Below are 19,380 nucleotides of genomic sequence, written 5' to 3' on the forward strand. Positions count from 1 at the left end.
GAGCTCTGCCGTCGTAGCTACGACGGCAGAGCTCGTGTTGGATTGCAAGAACTGACCCCGAAGTTTGACCCTGAGGTTTTCGAAGTTTAGTATGGCGAGCCGGTGACGTCGAGTTTGAGTTGCCAGACGGCGCCGGCGCCGGTGATGTAGAGGGTTTTGCCATCCGCGCCGCCAAACGCCGCGTTCGTCACGTTGGCATCCACCTTGATGGTCGCGATCTGCTTGCCGGCCGGGGTGAACACGCGCAGGCGCTTGTCGGTGTGCTCGGTGACGTAGATGTTGCCTTGGCAGTCGATCGCCATGCCGTCCGGGATGCCCAGCTTTTCCACCAGGTTCTTGCCCTGTTGCGGCACGCCGTTCACGATCGGGTACGCGCGCAGCACGCCGTGGTCGCCCACCATGCCGTTCACGTACAGCACATCGCCCTTCGGCGACAGCGAGACGCCGTTCGGGTTTTTCAGGGTGTCGTCCACCACCGTTACTTTGCCGTCGGTCGCCACGCGGTACACGCGGGTTTTGTCTTGGCCGCCCGGCGCCGCGTCGCGCTGGAAGTCGGGGTCGCTGAAGTACAGGGTGCCGTCCGCCGCCAGCGTCAGGTCGTTCGGCGAGTTGAAGACGTTGCCGTTGAACTGGCTCACCACGTCGCTGCGCTTGCCGTCCAGCGTGTAGCGCGACACCGATTTGTATTTGTGCGTGCCGGCAAGCAGGTTGCCTTTGCCGTCGGTCGCCAGGCCGTTGCTGCCGCTGTCGTCGATCAGGGTGCTGACTTTGCCTTCGCTATCCAGCTTGAGGATGCGCGACGGGAAGCCGGGGCTGAAGGTGAAGTCGGAGAAGTACAGCGCATCCTTGATCCACACCGGTCCTTCGTACAGGCCCGGCTCGCCACGGGTGCTGTTGGCGGCGGCGATGCGGGTGGCGGTCAGTTCGCCGGATGGCGCTTTGCCGCTGCACGCGCCCGGCGCGGAGATGGCATAAGGTGCGGCCAGCACGGCGGCCAGGCTGAGGACGAGATGGCGTAGTTTCATTGCGATGACCCTGTCGGTACGGTAAATGTCACTTGGAATTTGCGCGGTGTCTCCGGCGGGAAGGGCTGGGACGCGCGCAGCGCTTTTGATGCGGCCTCATCATAGCTGAGGTTGTCCGAGGTTCGGTACATCATTTGCTGGTAGATGTTGCCCTGGTCGTCCAGTATCACGTTGAATTCGGCCTGATGCTGGCCGCCGCCAAGCTTGAGCGGGAACACCGGGATCTTGGCACTGATCTCCTTTCGGATGTATTCAGGCAGTGGCTTGAATTCCGGCATGAAGGGTGCAGGGCTGGACGGGATGATGTTGGCCGGGGTGTCGACGTGGTTGAAGATCACCCGCGCCAGCTGGAGCACCACGATGAACAGAATCCAGCCCATGCGCGGCGAGATGCCGAGGTCGATTTTCGGCAGCCAGGATTTTTTCGGCGGCGGCAGCGTTGCGGCGCGTTCCCGCCATTGCCGCACCACGTCCTGGTCGACCATCATCGACATCCACACCGGGAAGTAGGCCATCAGTTTTTCCACGTAGGGCATGTCGCCGCGCAGCTGGTAGTCGGATGGCGCATCGCTCTTGCGCAGCAGGACGATGGCGGCGCGGTGGATCATTTGCTCGGATTCCGGCAGCTGGTCGAAGATGACGCGCTCGTCGATGGCCTGGTCGACCAGCGCGCCGGCACGGCCCAGTTGCTGCAGGCGGCGCCGGTCTTCGTTCCAGTGGAACAGTTTGCCCGCGATAACGAACAGGACTTCGTTGCCCGGCTGCCAGCCGCTGGCCAGCAGTTGCGCGATGTGCGCTTCGAAGTAGATGCGGGCGGTGAGGTTGAGCAGGCGCTCGTCGTCCAGGCTGTGTTGCAGCGCCGCCTGCCATTGCGGCGGATGCTGGACGTGCTGTTGTCGCAGCAGCGCGGTGGTGGCGGCCAAGAATTCTGCGAACACGGCGGCGGCCAGTTGGGTCGGATCGTCGTGCGGTAGCGGCGGCGTCGCAAGTTCGGGCGCAGGACCCAGCGTGACGGGTGTGCGCGGAACGCCGTAGTTGGGCACGATGGGCGCCGCAGCCGCAGCCGCAGCCGCAGCCTCCGGCACTACCGCACCGGCCGCCGGCTCCGCAGCGTTCGGCGTTGATGCTCCGCCCGTTGTCGCACCGGCCGCCGGCTCCTCAGCGTTCGGCGCCGACGCTGCGCCCGTTGCCGCATCGGTTGCCGGTGCCGCGGCGTCGGCCTCGCCAGCCTGCCGCTCGCGCCACGCCGCCCATTGCAGCGCGTTGTCATACGCCTCGCGCAATTCCTGGAAGCCGGCCGCGTCCTGCTCCTGGTCGATCAGCTTGAGCTCGCGCGCATAGGCGCGGCGGATGCTGCGCGCATCGGCATCGCTGTCCAGCCCGAGACGCTGCAAAAATGGCAGGGTGTCGCGCATGATGCTTAGCTCGTGTAGTCAGGCAGGAAGCTCTGGTGCTCCAGTTCGTCCAGCAGCTGGCCGAAGGCTTGGGCGGCCGGGCCGAACTGTTTCTTGTCCTGCGTCTCCAGCGCCTGCTCGAAGCGGATGATCTGATGCCCCAGATGTTCGCGCCAGTCGCCGCGCAGTTGCTGGTACAGGCGTTCGGCGCGCGCCAGCAGGGTGCGGTTTTCCATCTGGTCGCGCGGATGGATTTTCAGCGCCGACAGATCGGCGAAGCGCTGCGCAATTTCCTGCTCGCTCAGCATGCCGGGATTACCCTCGATCAGCAGCGTGGTGGTCTGCTGGGTCTTGACGATAGTGGCTTCCACTTGCAGCAAGCCGTTCACATCGTAGGTGAAGCGCACGTCGATCCCCGCTTCCTCCTGCGGCCCGCTCGGCAGGTTCAGTTGCAGTTGGCCCAGCTTGACGTTGTCGGCCGCCATGCGCGCCTCGCCCTGGTACACGTTCAGCACCATCTTGCGCTGGCTGGCCTGCAAGGGGAAGTAGCGCTTCACGCGGCTGATCGGCACCACGCTGTTGCGCTCGATGATGGGATCGAAGTGGCCGTGCGAATAGGCGTCCTGGCTCAGCCGCACCGAGGTGTCCACGCCCAGCGAGTACGGCGAGACGTCGGTCATCACCACCTCGTCCAGCGCGGCGTCGCGCGCCTTCAGGCCGGCTTGCACGGCCGCGCCCAGCGCCACCACCTCATCCGGATTGATGTCGCACGACGGGAAGCGGCCGAACATGCGCGCCACCATGCGCCGCACCATCGGCATGCGCGAGGCGCCGCCGGCCAGCACGATGTTGTCCAGCTCGGTACTGGGCAGCTGGGCGTCGCGCAGCGCGCGGTCGACCGGATCGCGCAGGCGCGACAGCAGCGGCGCGCAGAATTTCTCAAACGCCGCCTCGTCCAGCTCCATGCTGTAGTCGCTGCCGTTGTCGCTGAGGCGGATGGTGGTGCTGGACGATTCGCTCAGCGCGCGCTTGGCCAGCTCGACCTGCGCGTGCAGGCGCTGCATGAAGCGGGCGTCGTTCTTGTAGGTGGTGGACAGCTTGTTGTGCTCGAAGAAGCGCTCGACGATGCAGGCCACGAAGTCCTCGCCGCCGAGGAAGTTGTCGCCAGCCGAGGCCCGCACCTCCATCACGTTGTCGAACAGGTCCAGCACCGAGACGTCGAAGGTGCCGCCACCCAGGTCGAACACCAGGAACTTGGTTTCGCTGTCGCGCAGGTGGATGCCGTAGGCCAGCGCGGCGGCGGTCGGCTCGTTCAGCAGGCGGTCGACCTTCAGGCCGGCCAGCTGGCCGGCGGCGCGCGTGGCCTTGCGCTGGGCGTCGGAGAAGTAGGCCGGCACGGTGATGATGGCCTCGGTCACCGGCTGGCCCAGCACCGCCTCGGCGTCGTCTTTCAGCGCGCGCAGGATCAGCGCCGACAATTCCTCCGGCCGAAAGCCGCGCGTGCCGAGCTGGATCTGGCGGTCGCTGCCCATGTGGCGCTTGAAGGCGGCGGTGCTGAGCAGCGGATGGGTTTGCAGCCGCTCGCGCGCGGCGCGGCCGACCAGGATGCTGCCGTCGTCGTCGACGCTGACGCAGGACGGCGTCAGGACGTCGCCCAGGCTGTTGGGGATCAGACGGGCGGCGCCGTTCTCCCATACCGCGATCAGGCTGTTGGTGGTGCCAAGGTCGATGCCAACTATCATGCGCTGTCCTGTGCTGAATATTTCATCTCAGCATCATAACCCAGAAGCGCGCGATAGTTGGTAAATTGATAGGGTTTATTGCCTGTCAAGTCAGGCGGCGTCGGCTTGCGGGCGGTACACGATCACGCAGTCGCGGCCGGCCTTCTTGGCGGCGTACAGGCAGCTGTCGGCGGCGGCCAGCATGGCGGCCACGTCGTTCAGATGCTCCTTGTCGAAGGTGGCCACGCCGATGCTCATGGTCACGTGCGGCCGCGTGGCCGCCGGCGCGTGGTGGATGTTGAGCGAGGCGATCTTGGCGCGGATGGCTTCCGCGTGCCGCGCCGCCTGTTCGGCGCTGGTGTCCGGCAGCACGGCGGCGAATTCCTCGCCGCCGTAGCGTGCCGCCAGGTCGGCCGGCCGTTGCAGCATGGAGGCGAAGGCTTCCGCCACCAGGGTCAGGCAGGCGTCGCCCTGCTGGTGGCCGAAGTGGTCGTTGTAGGCCTTGAAGGAATCGATGTCCATCAGCAGCAGCGACAGCTGGCCTTCGTTGCGCATGGCGCGCCGCAGTTCGCGGTCCATGGCGACGTCGAAGTGGCGGCGGTTGGCGATGCCGGTCAGGCCGTCCACATACGATTGCGCGCGCAGCGCCTCGGCCTGGCTGCGCAGCTGGCGCTCGCGGCCGACGATGGCGCTGATGTCGCTCACCTCGATCAGGCAGAAGCGTTCCTTGCCCTCGTTGAACGGCGTCACCGACACCGCCTGCTCGACCCGCTCGCCGCCCCAGCTGCCGGCCGGGTAGAGCGGGAACGGCGAGGGATTGAGCGCGGGCGACAGGGTCTGCGGCAGGTTGCTTTGCAGCGCGCTCAGCACCGCCTGTTCCAGCCGCTGGCCGCGCAGTTCGCCGTACAGGTCGAACAGGTCCTGGCCCAGCACGCGATGGGCCGACTTGCCGGAGCGGCTGGCCATCCACTGGTTCCACATGACGATGCGCAGGTCGGCGTCGATCACGATCAGGCCCAGCTGGGCCAGTCCGAGCACGCGCGCGGACAGTTGGGACGGTACAGGGGCGAGTTCTGACATGCGTGCTTTCCTGAAAGGAATAATAAACGTGTCCCGATTATAAAGGCAGGCGCGCCCCTTGCCGCACTATCCGCGGCTATCGCCCCCGGCTTTTTCATTGAAAAATATTTCCCTGCCCTTTGCCTCAGCGGGGGTCGCATTTATCCTGCTATTATTGTTCGACGCAAATGGATGTGCCGTTTCGGGCAACCGTTGAGAATTCTCATGCTTGCCTCAATTCCTCTGAAGTAATCTTGCACCTGAGCCTGGCCTGGAAAAGGAGTGGATCGTGGAACCGATACAAGAGAGTGTCCCGGAGGACGGGGCCGGCATGCCGATGCCGGCCGCCGCCAAGCCCGTGCCGCAGGTGCGGTCACGGCAAATGCTGCCGCCCAAGGGCGCCTGCTGGTATTGCGAAAAACCGCTCGATAATGTGCGCCGCTTCTGCGACAAGGAATGCGCGGACGCGTTTGACGAAGAGAAGGAATACACCCGCTAAGCCGGGTCAGGCCATGGCCGCCCGCAAAGTCGCCAGTGCCGTTTCAAAGTCGAACTGGTGCGCCGCCTCTGTCACTTCCTGAAAGACTTCCACTCCCAGGCTTGCCGCCAGCACGGTGGCTGACTGCTCCAGCACGTCGATGGCCGCACCGTCCCCCTCGTCCAGCAAGCGCGACAGATGCAGCAACAGCATGCGCGTTTCCGGCAGCTGCGCGGCGGACGCCGTCGCCGCCGGCGCTTGTGTCGCCAGCAGTTGCCGCGGATCGCCATCCAGGATTTCATCGATCACCGCGATCAGGCCGCGCAGCGCCTGTTCCAGCTGCGCCAGCAGCGCCGACCAGCTGGCCGGCGGCCCCGCGCACAGCGGCTCCAGCTGCGCCGCCAGCACATACACCTGCTGCGCGCCGATCATGCCGGCCGCGCCCTTGAGGGTGTGGACGATGCGCTGGCCGTGGCCCGGCTCGCCGTCGTCCAGGGCCTTGCGCGCGTCGCAGCCGCTATCCGGGTAGCGCTGGCGGAAGCGGCGCAGGATTTGCAGATACAGGCCACGGTCGCCCATCAGCTGCTGCAAGCCGGTTTCCACTTGCAGGATATGGCCGCCGATGGGAGCGGAGGTGCTGGTTGCGGTCATCATAAGCACTACGATAGCAGACCGGGCCAGGAGGCATAGTTAAATTCCTGCAACATCCGGCGCTTTATTTGGTGGTGAACGACCAGTTGCGCGTGACCGCCACGCCGGACACCGTGCCGCTGAAGCGGACGTCGTAGGTGGTGGCGCTCTTGAGCGGCGCCAGCGGCACGATGGCGGCCGCGCTGCTGGTCTCGGCGGTGCCGGCCGCTTCGCTTAGCAGGCGGGTCGCCAGCGCCGAGCCGCCGCGCGGCGCCACGGTAAAGCTCTGCACCGTCACCGTGCTGCCTTGGTCGGCATGCACGCTGATCGGGTAGCCCACCTCGTTCTGATTCGGCACCGGATCGGGCGATTCGCTGTCGCTGAAGAAATTGACCGGCACATTGGTCTGGTTGTTGAACGGGTAGCCGACGATCTTGCCCGTGCCCAGCCCGCTGCGGGTGTTCAGCACCGCGAAGTCGGCCGTGAAATAGGTGTAGCTGCCGGGGATGGTGGCGGCGCCGGTGCCGATGTCGCGGAACACCGGCTCGAAGATGACGAAGCGGTGGTAAATGGCGGTGATCAGTTCCTCGGCCTGGTAAAAGCCCGAGCCGCTGGTGGTGGCCGAGATGACCTCGCCGGCCGCGTAGTAAGAAGTGCCGGTCAGCTTGTAGCCGGCCGCGTTCAGGCGGTCGGTCAGCGACACGCCGGTAAAGCCCGGCTGCCCCGCGGTCTGGCTGTGGGTGATGGTGCGGTTGAGCCGCTGGTAGTCCGAATGCCCCTGCGCCGCCGTGTCGATCAGGCTGTTGCGCGTGAGCGTGGACAAGCCCAGCTGCGCGCGCCGGTAGTTGAACCAGTTATAACCATCGGTGGCCGTGTTGCCGGTGAGCGCGGGCGCGCCCGGTTCCTGGATGAGGGGCGGCGTGCTGGTGGTCGGACCGGTGGCGGCGGTGGTATCGCCGCCACCGCCGCCACACGCGGCCAGCAGGGACGAGACCAGCAACGCCGCCAGGGTAAGCCGCGATTTTTCCATGATGAACTCCTGTGCCATGGGAGCGATTCTATGCCGGATTTCAAAACCGCCGCACCCGTTACACATGGTAAGCTTGCCGTTTCTTTAGGATTGCACGTTTTGAAGCCTTTACGTCACCCGCGCATGCAGCGCGCCAAGTTTGCCTTGCCCAGCATGGTCACGCTGATGTCGATCGCCTGCGGTTTCGGCAGCATCGTCATTTCGGTCGACAATGCCATGATCGGCGCGGCCCGGGATTACCGCCTGGCTGCCGTGCTGCTGGTGCTGGCCGGCGTGTTCGACGCGCTGGACGGCATGGTGGCGCGCGCCACCAACACCCAGTCCGATTTCGGCATGCAGCTCGATTCGATCGCCGACGTGATGAATTTCGGCTGCGCGCCGGGCCTGCTGCTGTATTGCTGGGGCTTCCAGCAACTGGGTGCCGATTATCCGACCCTGCTGCGCCTGGGCGGCATGGCCAGCTTCTTCTTCGTGGCCTGCGGCGCGTTGCGGCTGGCGCGCTTCAATGTGAATGTGGGACGCACCGATCCGCGCTATTTCGTCGGCATGCCGATCACGGCCGGCGCGGCCTGCGTGGCCTCGGTGGTGGTGGCCTGGCCCGACCCGGCCGCCTCGGCGCTGCAAGGCAGCCTGATCGTGCTGCTATTGTTCGTGGTGGGCACGCTGATGGTGTCCACCGTGCGTTTCCCCAGCTCCAAGCAAAAGAAAAGCCGGACCGCGCTGGTGGTGTTGCTGATCAACCTGGGCTTGCTGGCCTGGCTGCAAGCGCTGTACTTCGTGCTGTTCTTCGCCTGCTATATTGCCTTCACGCTGGCGCTGAACGCCGCCTGGCGCACCGGCTGGACGGGCATCGCCCCGCCGGTCGTCTACCAGGATTAGGCGACTTCGTGGCCGCGCGCCGCGCGCAGGATTTCAAACCACTGCGTGCGGTTCAGGCTGAACTGGGTCGCTTCCACCGCTTCCTTCACCGCCTCGATGCGGCCCGAGCCGGTCAGCGGCACCGGGCGGCTCGGCAACTGCATGATCCACGCGAACACCACGCTGCCGAACGGACGTTGCAGCTCATGGGCCACCTTCTGGATCGCCGTCCGCACGCGCACGCCGGCCGCGTCGTCGCTGCTGAACAGGCGGCCGCCAGCCAGCGGCGACCAGATCATCGGCGCCACGCCCAGGTCTTGCAGGCCGTCGAAGGTTTCGTCGAACATCGGCGCCACGCACAGCGGCGAGAATTCCACCTGGTTGGTGGCCAGCGCGATGCGGCGGTTCAGGCTTTCAAACTGATGGCGGCTGAAGTTGGACACGCCAAAATGCCTGACCTTGCCGTCCTGGCGCAGGCGCGCGAAGGCGCCGGCGATCTCGTCGAAATTCATCAGCGGGTCGGGGCGGTGGATCAGCAGCAGGTCCAGGTGGTCGGTGCCCAGCTGGCGCAGCGAATGCTCGGCCGAGGCGATGATGTGGCTGGCGCTGGTGTCATAGTGCTGGATGGTGTGCTCCGGGCGCGCCGCGGAAATCAGCTTGATGCCGCATTTGCTGACGATCTGCATCTTGTCGCGCAGCGAAGGCTGCAAGGCCAGCGCCTCGCCGAAGGTGGCTTCCACGCCATAGCCGCCGTAGATGTCGGCGTGGTCGAAGCTGGTCACGCCCATGGCCAGCGCCTGTTCGATCCACGCCACGCGTTGTTGCGGGGTCAAATTCCATTCATTCATGCGCCACATCCCGGCGACGACGCGCGACAGCGTCAAGCCGCCTGGGTAGGTCACGAGGGAAGGGCAGGTCAGGTCGGTCATGGGCGTGCTTTCCGAGGTAAATGGGAGGCAGGAATTATAGTATGATCGAGAGGTAAGTCAGACCGAACGGAGGCAGCAGTGGGATTTTTATCGTTTCTGAAATCGAAGCCGGAACCTGAAGTCAAACCCGCCGCCGCGCCCGCACCCTCGGCGCCGCCCGCCGCCGCGCCGGAGGCTGGCGCCATCGTCTGCCGCTCCGAGATTTTCGACGAGCGCCATCGCCTGTGCGGCTATCGTTTCAGCGCGCAGCCGCCGGAACAGGCCATGCTCGACGCGCTGGTGGCCGCCAACGTGGCGGAGTATGCGCAGAAACGCATCGCGCTGGTGCAGGTTACGCTGGACGCAGTGGCCGCCAACAGCCATCTGCCCTTGATCGCCCCGAATACCGTCTTCCTGCTGGACCGCAAGGGCGAGAGCCTGCCGGCGGCGGAGATCGCCGGCCACGTCGCCGCGCTGCGCGCCGCCGGCAGCAAGGTGGCCCTGCGCGGCGTGACGCTGGCGCCGGAGGACGCGCAGCTGCTGTCGGCCTGCGACGCCGTGATGCTGCACCTGAACGAGCATGCGCTGGCCGATTTCCAGACCCTGTCCAAGCAGTTGCGCCTGCGCTATCCGGATCTCAAGCTGGTGGTCGACGGCGTGGAGTCATGGGACGAGCAGCGCATGTGCGCCTCGTGGGGCGCGAATTATTTCATGGGCCAGTTCCTGACCACCACCGACAAGGTGGACCCGGACGCCAAGATCGACCAAAGCCGCATGACCTCGATCGAGCTGCTCAACCTGCTGCGCACCGATGCCGAGCTGCCGGCCATGATCGAGGTGGCCAAGCGCGATCCCGGCATGACCTATCAGGTGTTGCAATGGGCGAACGCGCCCGGCAGCGGCCAGACCACCAAGGTCACCAGCTTGCAGCAGGCTTTCATGGTGCTGGGCCGCAACCAGCTGTATCGCGGCCTGACGGTGTCGATGTTCCGGCTGGGCGGCGGCGCCAACAAGGACCGCGACGAATCGCTGCTGGAGGTGGCGCTGACGCGCGCGCGCTTCCTGGAGACGTGCAGCAGGCTGCCGCAAGCCAAGCGCGATGAATTGTTCCTGGTGGGTTTGCTGTCGCTGTTCGACGTGCTGCTGGGCGTGCCGATGGCCAATCTGGTCGGCAAGATGCATCTGTCGGACGATATCCGCGATGTGCTATTGGGGAAGGAGGGCGTCTACGACCCGTATCTGACCATGGTGCGGCTGCTGGAGCGCGACAAGGTCGACCGCGCGCTGGCGATCGCGGAAACACTGGAGATCGATGTCGACGGCCTGCCGCAAGTGGGACAGGCCGCCTTCGAGTGGGCGCAGGAGTCGATCAAGCAAACCGGCGCCGACTGACTACGTCATTTCAGCCAGAGGCGGATCGAATCCCAGGCGCGGCCGAAGATGGAGGCTTGTTCCACGGGCTCCAGCGCCACCACCGGCAGTTCCAGCATCGGCTTGCCGTCGACCACCATCTTCAGGGTGCCGACGCGGCTGTTCTCGGCCAACGGCGCCACCAGCGGGTCCTTGCGCTCCAGCGCCGGCTTCATCTTGGCGGCCACGCCCTTCGGCACGGTCACCATGACGTCCTGCGCGAAGCCGATCTTGACGGCGTTCTTCGAGCCCTTCCAGATTTCCGGGGTGGCGATCGCCTGGCCCTTCGAGTACAGCTTGACCGTGTCGAAGTTCTGGAAGCCCCAGTTGAGCAGCTTCTGGCTTTCCTGGGTGCGCACCTGGTCCGACGACGTGCCCAGCACCACCGAGATCAGGCGGCGCTCGCCGCTGCCGTTGGGACGGTGCGCCGAGGCGATCATGCAGAAGCCGGCCGCTTCGGTGTGGCCGGTCTTCATGCCGTCCACGGTCGGGTCCAGCCACAGCAGGCGGTTGCGGTTCTGCTGGGTGATCTTGTTGTAGGTGAAGCTCTTCACCGAGTCGATCTTGTAGAACTCCGGGAAGTCCTTGATCACGTGCTGCGCCAGCTGCGACAGGTCCTGCGCGGTCGAGTAGTTTTCCGGCGACGGCAGGCCGTGCGGATTGGCGAAGTGGGTCGAGGTCAGGCCCATGCGCTGGGCTTCCTTGTTCATCATCACCACGAAGGCCGACTCGTCGCCGGCGACGGCCTCGGCCAGCGCCACGGCGGCGTCGTTACCCGACTGCACCATCAGGCCGTACAGCAGGTCGTTGATGCTGACCGGGGTGGCCGGGTCGATGAACATCTTGGAGCTGGACGAGTCCACCTTCCACGCCTTGGTGGAGACGTTGACCATCTGGCCCAGCGCGATCTTCTTGTCGCGCAGCGCGCCGAAGGCGACGTAGGCGGTCATGATCTTGGTCAGCGAGGCCGGCTCGATGCGGGCGTTCGGGTCCTGCGAGGCGATGATCTGGCCGCTGGTGGCGTCCAGCAGCAGCCAGGACTTGGCTGCGATGGTCGGGGCCGGCAGCGTCTGCGCCACGGCCGAGGTCATCAACATCACACTGGTGGCCAGTGCCGCGATAATTTTCTTCATGTGGATCTGGTGTAAAAGTTAAAAGCGTAGGAATTATAGGGCTTTAGTCGCCGCTTGCGGTGTCCGTTTCAGCCTCCGCCAGGCCGCCGCGGCCCCACAGCTGCGTCACCCAGCTCTTGATGTGGCCGAGCTTGCGGTGGAAGAAGTGGTCGGCGCCGGGGATGACGATCACCGGAATCTCCTGCGGGCGCAGCCAGTCCAGCACGTCGATCAGGGGGATGGTGTCGTCGTGCTCGCCGTGGATCAGGATGGTGTCGGCCGGGATGTCGGCCATTTCCCATTTCTTGGCGGCGGCGCCCACCAGCACCAGGCGCTCGGCCGGGGTGCCGGCGGCGGCCAGGCGTTGCGCCAGATGGGTCTGCACATAGGTGCCGAAGGAGAAGCCCGACAGCGCCACCGGCAGGCCGGGGAATTTTTCCGTCATCCACGCGTGCAGGATGGCCATGTCGTCGGTCTCGCCCTTGCCGTGGTCGTGCACGCCCTCGGAGCGGCCGACGCCGCGGAAGTTGATGCGCGCCACCACGTAGCCGAGGCTGACGAAGGTGCGCATCAGGGTCACGGCCACCTTGTTGTCCATGGTGCCGCCGTACAGCGGATGCGGGTGCGCCACCAGCGCCACGCCGCGCGGCGCCGCGTCATCCTGGGGATAATCGATGACGCCTTCCATTTGACCGGCGCCGCCGGCCAGGGTGAATTTTTCGCTCTTGTTCATATGCCTCAGATTTTCAGACGTTCCACTACCTTGCCGCCGACCAGATGGGTGTCGATGATTTCATCGATGTCGCTGGTGTCGACGTAGGTGTACCAGGTGCCTTCCGGATAGACCACCATCACCGGGCCTTCCTCGCAGCGGTCCAGGCAGCCGGCCTGGTTGATGCGGACTTTGCCGGCGCCGTTCAGGTTGAGTTCCTTGCAACGCTTCTTGGCGTGCTTTTGCGCCGTTTCCGCGCCATGGTCGCCGCAACTGTTGCGGCCGTCGTCACGCTTGTTCATGCAGAAGAAGACGTGGTGCTTGAAGTAGGGGGTATCGCTCATGGCCGTGCCTCTCTAAAGTCGTAGCCGCTATGATACCTTGACGGCGTTCAGCTTGTGGGACGGCAGCCACAGGAACCAGACCGCGAAGAACGGCCACAGCAGCGACAGGAACTGGGCCGCGCCGTTGAAATTCAGGAATTTCCCTTGCACCCAGGTTTGCAACGTGGCCACGAAGTAGGGGTTGGCCGGGGTGGTGTTGATGATGACCAGGCCCAGCAGCAGGGTGGTGACCGCCAGCCTTCGCTGCGCCACGTGCGGGGCGTAAGCCAGGCCGGCCAGCATGATGGCGCCGATCAGGAAGCCGCCCTCGGCGCCGGGCGTGACCCAGACGAAGGCGTTCTCCGGCGCGAACAGCAGCGCCGAGGCCAGCGCCTTGACGATGATGGAGGCGGCGATCATGGCGGTCACCAGCAGGCCGCGCGGCGAGGGTTTGCGCAGCAGGCACAGCAGCGTCAGGCCGGCGCCCACCATGCCGCAGGCGGTGATGATGGTTTCGGACAGCCAGTATTGCTCGACCGTGAGGTCGACGTCGGGGCGGACCAGGCTGGCGAGGTCGATGTCCATGTCCAGCAACTGCGACAGCCAGTCGGACAGGATGGGCAGCAATTGGCCTAAACCGTATAAAAAGTTTTGCGGATAGATTTGCGACAGCGGCCACAGGGCCAGCAGCACCAGGCCCTGGCTGGCGTGCGGCGCGAACCAGGCCTGGCGCAGGCGCTGGATCTGGCTCTGGTCGAGCAGGCGGCGCACGGTCAGCACGCCGATCAGACCGCCGATGGCGCAGCCGGCGGCGTTGGTGTAGAAGTCCAGGTTGGAGGAGACGCGGCTGGGCAGGTAGGTTTGCACCGCTTCCATGGTGCCCGAGACCAGCAGGCCGCTGGCGCAGGCGATCAGCAGCGCCCAGATGCCTTTGACGCGCGGGTACAGCGCGTAGGCGATCAGCGTGCCGAGCGGGATGTAGCCGATCACGTTGATGATGGCGTCGAACTTGGTCCAGTAGCGCGGCATGCTGGTCGTCTCCAGGAAGATCAGCGGCGACAAGCCCTGGTTGTGCCAGCCGGAGAACGGGAACCAGCTGGCGTAGACGATCAGGAACAGATAGGCCAGCAGCGCCGCCCGCGTGATGGGCGAGGTCTTGCTGACCGGGGCGAGCGGCGGCCGGGCGGCCTTCGCCGGCGTGGCGGGACTCGCGGCAGGCGTGGCCACTGTCGCAGGCACGGCTGAAGCGGCGGGCAGCTCGTCTGGCGTGGGCGTGAGCGTGGCTGCCTCTCGGGTATGCGGCGCTGGGGGCGGCGAAGCCGCGTCCTCGGCGCGCTGCTCGTCCGGCGCTTGCCCTGGGGCGGGCGCCGGTTCGGGCAGCGGGGGCGTATTTTCCGTCATTTGGACGGCGGCAGCGCCGCCAGCCAGGCGATCAGGTCGGAGGCCACGGCGTCGCTGGCGTCGGCCAGTGCGCGCGCGCCGCCGGCGGCATCGGCGCTACCGGCCGGCGCGCTGCGCGTGAAGGTCTTCTGCTCAACCAGCCGGTGATTGCGGAACACCGACGCCCGCAAACTCAGCACGCCATTGCTGCTGGTGGTCGTGTCGAAGTTCTGGGCAAAGTCCACCACCTCCATGCGCAGCACCGTCGCGCTGGCGGCGGCATCGGTGGTCGACAGCACCTGCGCGCCCGCCTGCCCGATGCGCGCCTTGATGCGCTGCGTGAGCAACTGCGCCGGCGTGCTGACCCACTGATTGTAGGCGTAAGGACGCGACTGGCGCGCATCGGCATACAGCAAGCGGTAATACATGCGCTCCGTGTCCAGCGCCGCCGGTCCGGTTACATCGGCCACGATGATCGCGCCGATGCTGGCGCTGGCCGGCGCACTGGCCGCATTGGTCGCAGGCAGCGGACCAAAATCATACTGCGCGGTCGGCTGGCCCTTGCTGGCGCAGGCGCCCAGTGCGACAGCCATGGCGCCGGCCAGCAGCGCGTTGCGGATGGTGGTGGTCATCGTCATCTCGTTATCCTTATTTGGCTGGCGCGGTAAAGCCCTCTTCACCAGGGCCGGGCGGCGTGCCGGGCGCACCGAAGATCAGGCTTTGCGGACGGTCGTTAATCTTGTTCATGGTCTTGCGCAGCGCGCGCATCGACGCGCGGGTGTCATCCGACAGTGAATTCACCTGCGGCAGCGTGTCCAGTTCCAGCCCGCCGGCCACCGCGTCGACCGAACCGCCGATGCGCTCCACCGTGGTGGTGATGCGGTCGATCGGGCCGTCCTTGGCTTGCAGGCCGGTGGTCAGCTTGTTGACGTCCGTGGCCAGCGCGTTCACGGAGTTCAATGTCTTCTGCGTCTGGTCGGCCAGCGCCGGCAGCTTGTCGATGGTCGGTTGCAGCTTGTCCGGCAGCTCGCGGTACTTCTGCGCCGTCGTGCTGACATCGGCAAACGCGCCCAGGATCACTTTCTGATTATCAGGGCTGAGCAGCGTATTCAGGCGGCGCGTCACCTCCTCCGTCTGCGACAGGATCTCCTTGCCGCGCTTCTCGATCTGATCGAACAGGCCGGAACGCAGTGGAATGCGCGCCGGCTTATCGGCGCTGGAATGCAGCAGCGGCGAACCCACCTTCTCGTCATCCAGTGCGATGAACGCGATGCCGGTCACACCTTGATAGCCCAGCGAAGCAAAGGTGGTGGTGGTGATCGGCGCGTCCGAATCGATATTCAGCACCACCAGGATCTGGCCTGCCACCTTGGGATCGAAATCGATGCCGCCCACGCGGCCCACCTCCAGCCCGCGATAGCGGATCGGCGCCTGCGGATTCAGGCCGGGAATCGCCTGTGTGGTGGCGATCACGTAAGGCACGCGCTCCACGCGGTCGCGGTTGAACCAAAGGCCGTACAGGATCGCCGCTATCAGCAGCGTGATCGTGAAAAAGCCGGTAGTCAGGGCATGGGATCGGTTTTCCATCAGGACTCCGTTGATGTTTTTTCTTCCAGCGCTTCCAGCGCGCGGCGGCCACGGTCGCCAAGGAAGAACTCCTTGATGAACGGGTGGTCGACTTTCAGCAAATCTTGCAGCGGTCCAAGCGCGATGACGTGTTTTTCCGCCAGCACGGCAATACGGGTGGAGAGGGCGAACAGCGTATCCAGATCGTGCGTCACCATCACCACCGTCAGACCGAGTTCGCGGTGCAGCGATTTAATCAGCGCCACAAAGGCCTCGGACAAATCGGGATCGAGGCCGGCGGTCGGTTCGTCGAGGAACAGCAGCTTGGGTTCCAGCGCCAACGCGCGCGCCAGCGCCACGCGCTTGACCATGCCGCCCGACAGGTCGGACGGCATCTTGTTGGCATGCTCGGGGCCGAGGCCCACCATATTCATCTTCAGCAGCACCGCATCGTGCACCAGATCCTCCGGCAGCACATGCAACTCGCGCATCGGCTGGGCGATATTCTCGAACACCGTCAGCGCCGAATACAGCGCGCCTTGCTGGAACAGCATGCCCCAGTGATTGCGCAGGTCTTGCAACTGGTCGGAATCGATCTCGCTGATATCTTCGCCGAACACGCGCACGCAGCCGCGCGCCGGACGCTCAAGGCCCAGCATCTGCCGCAGCAGCGTGGTCTTGCCGGTGCCCGAGCCGCCGACGATGGACATGATCTCGCCCTGTTCGATTTCAAGGTTCAGATCCTGATGCACCACCGTGCGGCCATACTTGGTCCACAGGCCGGTGATTTCGACCACCGGCACACTGCCATCGAGCGTCAGCTCGCCGGCGCCTGGTCCGCAGGTGCTTTCGTGGTCGCTCATCCCGAGAACCCCACGCCGCTGAAAATAATCGCAAACACCGCGTCAGCCAGGATTACGGCCGTAATCGCCGTGACCACGGAGGTGGTGGTGCCGCGCCCGAGGCTTTCGGTATTTGGCTTGATGCGCAGGCCGAAGTGGCAGGACACCAGCGCGATCAGCATGCCGAACACCACACCCTTGCCGATGCCGATCAGGTAATTCGCCAGCGGCACGGCTTCCGGTAGCTTGAGCAGGAAGTACTGCGGCGTGAGATTCAGTTGCAGCTTGGCGGAGACCATGCCGCCTATCAGCGCGATGGTATCGGTCCAGATCACCAGCAGCGGCATGGCGATCGCCAGGGCCAGCACCTTGGGCAGGATCAGGCGGAAGCCGTGCGAGATACCCATCACCAGCATGGCGTCCAGCTCCTCGGTCACGCGCATCACGCCCAGCTGCGCGGTGATGGATGAACCGGAGCGGCCGGCCACCAGGATGGCGGCCAGCAGCGGCCCCAGTTCGCGGATGATGCTCATGCCAAGCAGATTGACCAAAAAGATATCGCCGCCGAAGTTGCGCAACTGCTGCGCCGACAGATAGGAGAACACCACGCCGATCAGAAAGCCCACCAGCGCCGTGATGCCCAGCGCCTGGAAGCCGGCGTGATAGATATTGGCGGAGATTTCCTTCCACGGCCCGCGCAGCGGATTGCGCAGGAAACGCCAGCTGTCCAGCACCACCTGGCCGATCAGGCGCAGCAGGCCGGCCAGGTGCTCGAAGAACAGCAGCATGGCGAAGCCCAGCTTCATCACCAGCGTCAGGCGGTTCTGGCGCGCGCGCGGCAGCTCCAGCGTGCCGGTGGTTTCAAGGCGCTTGAAGAATTCGTCCAGTCCCGGCGCCAGTTGCAGATTGGCGGGACGGGCCTTGCCCCAGGCGTTCCAGAACAGCTGGGCGCCGATATGGTCCATGCTGTCGACGGCCGACAGATCCCATTTCAGCTGGTCGCCCTTGAGCGTCTTGAGGAAGGCGGTGATGGTGGTCATCGCCTTGCCCTGCGCCAGCGCGTGCACTTGCCATGTGCCGGTCGCGGCGACGGCGCCGGCATTGAGGGTCAGGGTAGGCTCTTGGGCAGTAGGCATAGCCTCAAGTTTAAGGGAGTTTGGCCCCGGCCGCCACCTCGCTCGAAAGGAGGAGCCACTCAGGCGGCCAAACGGCGCGCCTGCCGCTTGGGCGCGGGGGGGGCTTCGGCCGCCGGCTTGGGCTTGGCGCCGCCGCTGTAGTCGCTGGCCAGCAGGGCTTCGGCGTCGGTCTTGTCCATGCCCTGGGTTTGCAGATAGCGCGCCACCATGCCCACCAGCCGCTCCAGCGCGATGCGGTGGGTGGCATCGGTATTCGCGTACAGCCAGTCGGAAAACGCCATGAAGCGCTGGAATGGCGCATCGCCCAGCAGCACCGGCAGCGTGTGTGCGAAGCGGCCGGAGTTCGCCACCAGATCCCAGTAGCGCGCAAAGCGCACCAGCCGCTGCATGGTGGAGAAGTCGATGTCTTTGTTGGCGAGGATGGTGTACGGCGCGTACGGATCGTAGACCATGCCGTATTCCTGCGTGTGGCGGATGATCGGCGTGCCGCGCAGGCGTTTGAGGATGCCGAACTGGATCTCGTGCGGCTCCAGCGCCCACAGCTTGTTGAAGCCTTCGGCAAAGCTCTCCACCGTCTCGCCGGGCAGGCCGGCGATCAGATCGACGTGCATGTGGGCGTGCGATTGTTTGGTCAGCCAGCGGATATTGTCGGCCGCTTTCTGGTTATCCTGCTTGCGGCTGACCAGCGTCTGCACTTCGGGATTGAAGCTCTGGATGCCGATTTCGAATTGCAGCGCGCCGGCTGGGAACCTGGCGATGCCTTCTTTCAGCGCGTCCGGCAGATGGTCGGGCACCAGTTCGAAGTGGGCGTAGACCGGATCGTCCGGGTTGGCCTCCAGCTTATCAAGGAAGAACTGCATGATCTTCAGGCTGGTCTTGATATTCAGGTTGAAGGTGCGGTCGACAAACTTGAACAGCCGCGCGCCGCGCTGATAGAGCGACTCCATCTCGGCCAGGAAACTGTCGAGCGCGAACGGCCACGCCGTCTTGTCCAGGGCAGACAGGCAGAACTCGCACTTGAACGGGCAGCCGCGCGAGGCTTCCACGTACAGGGTGCGGTTCTTGATATCGTCGTCCGTGTATAAGGAGTAGGGCAGCTTGATCTCGGCCATGGGCGGCTGCACGCCGGCATGCACCTTCATCAGCGGCTTGGGGCCGTGCAGGATCTCGCCACACAGCTTGGGGAAAGTCACATCGCCCCAGCCGGTAATCACATAATCGGCCAGCCGGACGATCTCCTGCTCGTTGGTCTCGTGCGAAACCTCCGGGCCGCCCAGCACCACGGTGACCTGCGGCGCCACGCGCTTGAGCATGGCCACCACCTTGGTGGTTTCCTCGACGTTCCATATATAGATGCCGAAGCCGACGATCTTCGGCGAGTACGACAGGATGCGTTCAACAATCTCGGTCGCCTTGGCGCCGATCACAAATTCCTGCAAGTGCGTTTGCGCTTGCAGCTCGCCCATATTCGCCAATAGATAGCGCAGGCCCAGCGAAGCGTGGGTATATCGGGCGTTGAGGGTGGTAAGCAAAATAGACATGCGAGTATTTTACTTGAGGGGTTGACGACTGGCACGCCATCCCCCATAATCTCGTTCCTCTGCTGCTGAACACAACGCTTCGCAGCAGTTAAAAAGACCCTGATCTTTAAAAAATTACAGTCGATAAATGTGGGCGTTTGATGCTGCAACAAAAAGCATTAAATGCTCAACAAGAAATACTGTCAGTATTTTGAGTGAGCGAACCTGGTCAGAAATGACCACAAACAGAGATTAAACTAAAGAGTTTGATCCTGG

General features: G+C 64.8%; 19 protein-coding genes. 3 read left to right on the top strand and 16 right to left on the bottom strand.

Annotated elements, in window-relative coordinates; all coding sequences use genetic code 11:
* Positions 1–86: 86 nt before the first annotated feature.
* The 4 genes from GM676_RS28095 to GM676_RS28110 all read right to left on the bottom strand — a co-directional run bounded on the left by GM676_RS28095 (position 87) and on the right by GM676_RS28110 (position 5,220).
* On the bottom strand, positions 87–1,025 hold the full coding sequence (locus GM676_RS28095; protein ID WP_155467579.1) for an SMP-30/gluconolactonase/LRE family protein: 939 nt from the start codon (positions 1,023–1,025) through the stop codon (positions 87–89).
* Positions 1,022–2,440 (bottom strand): TonB C-terminal domain-containing protein, encoded by a 1,419-nt coding sequence (locus GM676_RS28100; RefSeq protein ID WP_155467580.1) that lies wholly within the window; start codon positions 2,438–2,440, stop codon positions 1,022–1,024. Before GM676_RS28100 ends, GM676_RS28095 begins: the two co-directional genes overlap by 4 nt.
* A gap of 5 nt (positions 2,441–2,445) precedes the next feature.
* Entirely contained in the window at positions 2,446–4,161 is a 1,716-nt protein-coding gene (locus tag GM676_RS28105) for an Hsp70 family protein (protein WP_155467581.1), read from the bottom strand.
* A 90-nt stretch (positions 4,162–4,251) separates the two neighbouring features.
* Positions 4,252–5,220, bottom strand: coding sequence for a sensor domain-containing diguanylate cyclase (locus tag GM676_RS28110; protein WP_155467582.1), 969 nt, complete (start codon positions 5,218–5,220; stop codon positions 4,252–4,254).
* Positions 5,221–5,488: 268 nt separating this feature from the next.
* On the opposite strand from GM676_RS28110, the gene GM676_RS28115 reads away from it, so the two are divergent.
* Positions 5,489–5,698 carry a hypothetical protein gene (locus GM676_RS28115; RefSeq protein WP_155467583.1) on the top strand — a complete coding sequence of 70 codons (210 nt, stop codon included), beginning with the start codon at positions 5,489–5,491 and terminating at the stop codon, positions 5,696–5,698.
* Between the two features lie 6 nt (positions 5,699–5,704).
* On the opposite strand, the gene GM676_RS28120 is transcribed toward GM676_RS28115, so the two are convergent.
* Together GM676_RS28120 and GM676_RS28125 are read right to left on the bottom strand one after the other, a co-directional pair.
* Positions 5,705–6,331 (bottom strand): Hpt domain-containing protein, encoded by a 627-nt coding sequence (locus GM676_RS28120; RefSeq protein ID WP_229262902.1) that lies wholly within the window; start codon positions 6,329–6,331, stop codon positions 5,705–5,707.
* Between the two features lie 61 nt (positions 6,332–6,392).
* Complete coding sequence (locus GM676_RS28125) at positions 6,393–7,337, bottom strand: CAP domain-containing protein (RefSeq protein ID WP_229262903.1); 945 nt, start codon at positions 7,335–7,337, stop codon at positions 6,393–6,395.
* Between the two features lie 123 nt (positions 7,338–7,460).
* On the opposite strand from GM676_RS28125, the gene pssA reads away from it, so the two are divergent.
* A complete protein-coding gene (gene pssA, locus GM676_RS28130) occupies positions 7,461–8,216 on the top strand; it encodes a CDP-diacylglycerol--serine O-phosphatidyltransferase (protein WP_155467598.1) in 756 nt (251 codons plus the stop codon).
* On the opposite strand, the gene GM676_RS28135 is transcribed toward pssA, so the two are convergent.
* Positions 8,213–9,124 carry an aldo/keto reductase gene (locus GM676_RS28135; RefSeq protein WP_155467585.1) on the bottom strand — a complete coding sequence of 304 codons (912 nt, stop codon included), beginning with the start codon at positions 9,122–9,124 and terminating at the stop codon, positions 8,213–8,215. The two genes, pssA and GM676_RS28135, sit on opposite strands and share 4 nt — an antisense overlap.
* Before the next feature lie 78 nt (positions 9,125–9,202).
* On the opposite strand from GM676_RS28135, the gene GM676_RS28140 reads away from it, so the two are divergent.
* Positions 9,203–10,495: an EAL and HDOD domain-containing protein gene (locus tag GM676_RS28140; RefSeq protein ID WP_371866396.1), complete on the top strand. Its 1,293-nt coding sequence runs from the start codon at positions 9,203–9,205 to the stop codon at positions 10,493–10,495.
* Between the two features lie 5 nt (positions 10,496–10,500).
* Here the strand turns inward: GM676_RS28140 and GM676_RS28145 are convergent, their stop codons facing one another.
* The 9 genes from GM676_RS28145 to GM676_RS28185 all read right to left on the bottom strand — a co-directional run bounded on the left by GM676_RS28145 (position 10,501) and on the right by GM676_RS28185 (position 19,125).
* Positions 10,501–11,646, bottom strand: coding sequence for a D-alanyl-D-alanine carboxypeptidase family protein (locus GM676_RS28145; RefSeq protein WP_155467586.1), 1,146 nt, complete (start codon positions 11,644–11,646; stop codon positions 10,501–10,503).
* A gap of 43 nt (positions 11,647–11,689) precedes the next feature.
* The gene (locus GM676_RS28150; RefSeq protein ID WP_155467587.1) at positions 11,690–12,358 is read right to left on the bottom strand and encodes an alpha/beta hydrolase; all 669 of its coding nucleotides are present in this window, start codon (positions 12,356–12,358) and stop codon (positions 11,690–11,692) included.
* Positions 12,359–12,363: 5 nt separating this feature from the next.
* Positions 12,364–12,681: a (2Fe-2S) ferredoxin domain-containing protein gene (locus GM676_RS28155; RefSeq protein ID WP_155467588.1), complete on the bottom strand. Its 318-nt coding sequence runs from the start codon at positions 12,679–12,681 to the stop codon at positions 12,364–12,366.
* A 27-nt stretch (positions 12,682–12,708) separates the two neighbouring features.
* Positions 12,709–13,887, bottom strand: coding sequence for a VanZ family protein (locus GM676_RS28160; RefSeq protein ID WP_371866398.1), 1,179 nt, complete (start codon positions 13,885–13,887; stop codon positions 12,709–12,711).
* A 170-nt stretch (positions 13,888–14,057) separates the two neighbouring features.
* Positions 14,058–14,678, bottom strand: a complete 621-nt coding sequence (locus GM676_RS28165) for an ABC-type transport auxiliary lipoprotein family protein (protein WP_308936705.1) — start codon at positions 14,676–14,678, stop codon at positions 14,058–14,060.
* Positions 14,679–14,688: 10 nt separating this feature from the next.
* Complete coding sequence (locus GM676_RS28170; RefSeq protein ID WP_155467589.1) at positions 14,689–15,627, bottom strand: MlaD family protein; 939 nt, start codon at positions 15,625–15,627, stop codon at positions 14,689–14,691.
* The gene (locus GM676_RS28175; RefSeq protein ID WP_155467590.1) at positions 15,627–16,469 is read right to left on the bottom strand and encodes an ABC transporter ATP-binding protein; all 843 of its coding nucleotides are present in this window, start codon (positions 16,467–16,469) and stop codon (positions 15,627–15,629) included. Before GM676_RS28175 ends, GM676_RS28170 begins: the two co-directional genes overlap by 1 nt.
* Positions 16,466–17,584 (bottom strand): MlaE family ABC transporter permease, encoded by a 1,119-nt coding sequence (locus tag GM676_RS28180; RefSeq protein ID WP_155467592.1) that lies wholly within the window; start codon positions 17,582–17,584, stop codon positions 16,466–16,468. Before GM676_RS28180 ends, GM676_RS28175 begins: the two co-directional genes overlap by 4 nt.
* A 59-nt stretch (positions 17,585–17,643) precedes the next feature.
* The gene (locus GM676_RS28185; RefSeq protein WP_155467594.1) at positions 17,644–19,125 is read right to left on the bottom strand and encodes a B12-binding domain-containing radical SAM protein; all 1,482 of its coding nucleotides are present in this window, start codon (positions 19,123–19,125) and stop codon (positions 17,644–17,646) included.
* Positions 19,126–19,380: the final 255 nt, after the last annotated feature.

It is taken from the genome of Duganella radicis, assembly GCF_009720825.1.
Taxonomy (GTDB): domain Bacteria; phylum Pseudomonadota; class Gammaproteobacteria; order Burkholderiales; family Burkholderiaceae_D; genus Rugamonas; species Rugamonas radicis.

What these genes read in the sequence shown, in the direction of transcription:
- GM676_RS28175 (WP_155467590.1), bottom strand. Translation starts at nt 16,469, where the DNA reads ATGAGCGACCACGAAAGCACCTGCGGACCAGGCGCCGGCGAGCTGACG.
- GM676_RS28095 (WP_155467579.1), bottom strand. Translation starts at nt 1,025, where the DNA reads ATGAAACTACGCCATCTCGTCCTCAGCCTGGCCGCCGTGCTGGCCGCA.
- GM676_RS28135 (WP_155467585.1), bottom strand. Translation starts at nt 9,124, where the DNA reads ATGACCGACCTGACCTGCCCTTCCCTCGTGACCTACCCAGGCGGCTTG.
- GM676_RS28100 (WP_155467580.1), bottom strand. Translation starts at nt 2,440, where the DNA reads ATGCGCGACACCCTGCCATTTTTGCAGCGTCTCGGGCTGGACAGCGAT.
- GM676_RS28185 (WP_155467594.1), bottom strand. Translation starts at nt 19,125, where the DNA reads ATGTCTATTTTGCTTACCACCCTCAACGCCCGATATACCCACGCTTCG.
- GM676_RS28150 (WP_155467587.1), bottom strand. Translation starts at nt 12,358, where the DNA reads ATGAACAAGAGCGAAAAATTCACCCTGGCCGGCGGCGCCGGTCAAATG.
- GM676_RS28125 (WP_229262903.1), bottom strand. Translation starts at nt 7,337, where the DNA reads ATGGAAAAATCGCGGCTTACCCTGGCGGCGTTGCTGGTCTCGTCCCTG.
- GM676_RS28145 (WP_155467586.1), bottom strand. Translation starts at nt 11,646, where the DNA reads ATGAAGAAAATTATCGCGGCACTGGCCACCAGTGTGATGTTGATGACC.
- pssA (WP_155467598.1), top strand. Translation starts at nt 7,461, where the DNA reads ATGCAGCGCGCCAAGTTTGCCTTGCCCAGCATGGTCACGCTGATGTCG.
- GM676_RS28110 (WP_155467582.1), bottom strand. Translation starts at nt 5,220, where the DNA reads ATGTCAGAACTCGCCCCTGTACCGTCCCAACTGTCCGCGCGCGTGCTC.
- GM676_RS28155 (WP_155467588.1), bottom strand. Translation starts at nt 12,681, where the DNA reads ATGAGCGATACCCCCTACTTCAAGCACCACGTCTTCTTCTGCATGAAC.
- GM676_RS28180 (WP_155467592.1), bottom strand. Translation starts at nt 17,584, where the DNA reads ATGCCTACTGCCCAAGAGCCTACCCTGACCCTCAATGCCGGCGCCGTC.
- GM676_RS28170 (WP_155467589.1), bottom strand. Translation starts at nt 15,627, where the DNA reads ATGGAAAACCGATCCCATGCCCTGACTACCGGCTTTTTCACGATCACG.
- GM676_RS28165 (WP_308936705.1), bottom strand. Translation starts at nt 14,678, where the DNA reads ATGACGATGACCACCACCATCCGCAACGCGCTGCTGGCCGGCGCCATG.
- GM676_RS28120 (WP_229262902.1), bottom strand. Translation starts at nt 6,331, where the DNA reads ATGATGACCGCAACCAGCACCTCCGCTCCCATCGGCGGCCATATCCTG.
- GM676_RS28105 (WP_155467581.1), bottom strand. Translation starts at nt 4,161, where the DNA reads ATGATAGTTGGCATCGACCTTGGCACCACCAACAGCCTGATCGCGGTA.